This window comes from Parafrankia sp. EUN1f (genome assembly GCF_000177675.1).
Taxonomy (GTDB): Bacteria; Actinomycetota; Actinomycetes; order Frankiales; family Frankiaceae; genus Parafrankia.
Window position 1 is genome coordinate 1 of record NZ_ADGX01000327.1, and the last position, 2,758, is coordinate 2,758.

The 2,758-nt window shown below is 73.0% G+C and carries 2 protein-coding genes; one reads left to right on the top strand and one right to left on the bottom strand.

What is annotated here, in order from left to right; all coding sequences use genetic code 11:
• Positions 1 to 61: 61 nt before the first annotated feature.
• Positions 62 to 1,606, top strand: a complete 1,545-nt coding sequence (locus FREUN1FDRAFT_RS38715; protein ID WP_006545909.1) for a class II 3-deoxy-7-phosphoheptulonate synthase — start codon at positions 62 to 64, stop codon at positions 1,604 to 1,606.
• Positions 1,607 to 1,639: 33 nt separating this feature from the next.
• Here FREUN1FDRAFT_RS38715 and FREUN1FDRAFT_RS47815 read toward each other — a convergent pair.
• On the bottom strand, positions 1,640 to 2,758 hold a 1,119-nt coding region (locus FREUN1FDRAFT_RS47815; RefSeq protein WP_006545910.1), incomplete at its 5' end, for a hypothetical protein.

Consider the following 2,758-nt stretch of genomic DNA (forward strand, 5'->3'; position numbering starts at 1 on the left):
CGTCAACCGGACCTGGCGTGGGGAAGAGTCAGGTACCGGAGTGGGGTGGGCCGGATATCCCATGGTCGCGCTGATGTGCCTGGCCGAGACCGGGACCCGGGGTCTGCTCGGTGCGGTGTTCGGGCCCACGGCCACCGGCGAGACCACCTACGCCCGTCAGCTGGTAGGCCTGCTGAACGGCGAGATGCTGGTCCTGGCCGACCGCGGGTTCGACAGCAACTCGTTCCTCGGGGCCGTGGCCGGGACGGACGCGCAGTTCCTGGTACGGCGGACCCTTCCGGCCAGGCAGCAGCCCTCCTGGCCCGACCAGGGCGAGCTTGCGGCGGCGTTCGCCGAGCTGTCAGGGCTGCCTCCGCTGGTCACCGCGCCTGAGGTGCGTTCGCTGACCGACCGGCTCGCGATGGTCGCCCGCGGCGAGGCGTTCCTGCTCCAGGGTGGGGACTGCGCGGAGACGTTCGCCGCCAACACGGCCAACAAGATCCGTGACAAGGTCAAGACCCTGCTGCAGATGGCGGTGGCGCTGACCTACGGCGCGAGCACCCCGGTGGTGAAGGTCGCGCGTATCGCCGGCCAGTACGCCAAGCCGCGTTCGGCCGACATCGAGTCGTCGACCGGGCTGCCCTCCTACCGGGGTGACGCGGTGAACGACATCGCGGCGACGCCGGAGGCCCGCCGCCCGGACCCGAAGCGGATGGTCGCCGCCTACCACCAGAGCGCCGCCGCGCTGAACCTGGTCCGGGCCTTCGCGACCGGCGGCTTCGCGGATCTGTCCAAGGTGCACGAATGGAACAAGGCCTTCGTCCGTGACTCGGCCGCCGGCCGCCGCTACGAGCTGATGGCTGTCGACATCGAGCGCGCGCTGGCGTTCATGGCGGCCTGCGGGATCGACCTCGAGCGGACCGCGGCGCTGACCGGCGTGGAGATCTTCACCAGCCACGAGGGCCTCCTCATGGAGTACGAGCGTGCGCTGACCCGTACCGAGGAGTCGACCGGCGAGGTCTACGACCTGTCGGCGCACATGATCTGGATCGGCGAGCGCACCCGTGACCTCGACGGCGCGCACGTCGACTTCCTGTCCCGGGTCGGCAACCCGATCGGCTGCAAGGTCGGCCCCACCGCCTCGCCGGACGACGTCCTGGCCCTCACCGAGCGGCTCAACCCGGAGCACATCCCCGGGCGGCTCACGCTGATCGCGCGGATGGGCGCCAAGCGCGTCCGCGACGTGCTGCCCCCGATCATCGACAAGGTGAACGCCGCCGGGCATCCCGTGGTGTGGTCCTGCGACCCGATGCACGGCAACACCCAGGACGTCAGTGGGATCAAGACCCGGCACTTCGACGACGTCCTGGACGAGGTCTTCGGGTTCTTCGAGGTGCACCGGGGCCTGGGCACCCACCCGGGTGGGCTGCACATCGAACTGACCGGGGAGAACGTGACCGAGTGCCTCGGTGGTGCCGAGCAGATCGGCGAGGCTGATCTCGGCGGCCGCTACGAGACCGCCTGTGACCCGCGGCTGAACACCGGGCAGGCACTTGAGCTGGCCTTCCTGGTGGCGGAGATGCTCCAGCAGACCCGCGCCGATCGGGACGCCCGCCACCACCGCTGAGCGGTGCCGGCCGACGACGACCCCCGCCGACGTCTACTCGGCGGGGGTCGTCTGCGTCTGGCCCGGTGCGTCGGCGGATGAGGTCGTCGCTCCGAGCACGGTGGTGCCCGACTCCGTAGCGGGTGCCGGTTCCGTGGCGGGCACCGGTTCCGCGCTGCCTGCCACGATGTCGCCCGCCATGTTGCCGCCCGCCTGAGCCGCGGCGCCGTCGGACGCGACGGGCTGCGGTGAGGCCGTCTGCGCGGTGCCGTCGGCGGAGGCCGCCGTGGAGCCCGCGTCGGGGCCGGAGGAGACGCCGAACCCGACGCCGACGTAGGAGACCAGGTCGCTGGAGGCGTCGAGGAGGCCGGAGGTCTCCAGCGTTCCCGCCCAGGCCGCCGCATCGAGGCCGGCGGAAGCCTGCGGGGATGTGGTGGCGCTCTGCGGCGTCACCGGGTCGGTGCTCGCCCGCACCGCCGGCTCCGAGACGGACGACGCCTCTGCTCCTACGGTACCGGCACCGGCACCAGCCGCGGCGCCAGCGTCGGCGGATGGGCTCGACGGCGGTGCCGGCAGTGGCAGGCTGGGAGCGATGCCGCTGGCCGCGGCGTCGACCACCGGCGCGCCCGGGGAAATCTGTGCCGGCTCTGTGGATGCCTGCGACTGGGGCGGCCCGACCGTGCTCGCCCGCGGGGGTCGGGGAGCTGGCCCGGGGTCCGCCGTCGCTGTTCCCGCCGAGGTGGTCCCGTCGCCCGCGGCGGCGGCGCCCGGCCCGACGGCGGATCCGCTCCTGGAGCCGACCGGCGTCGAAGCTCCCCCGGAATGCGCGGAGGTGAAGGTCAGTACCGAGCCGACGTCGCGGATGATGCGGCGCGCCTCGGTCGCGTCGGGACCAGCGCTGCTCCCGAGCACGCCCAGCAGCGCGTCGAGGCGCGTCGACTGATCCGTGTTGAATTCGTTGAGCGTCTTCCAGGCGTCCGTGTTCCCGGAACGGACCTCCTCGATGAGGACCTCGCTGCCGGCGGCCGCGTCGATGCACCAGTCGTGCAGCAGCGCAGCCGCCGTGGTGAGGTCGCGCGCCCGGACGGACCCGCCGCCGGCCGTCGCGTGTGCCGTCGGGGGCATGGCGGCGGTCTGCCCGCCCGCCGTCGGTGCGCCGCCAGCGCCGGCGTG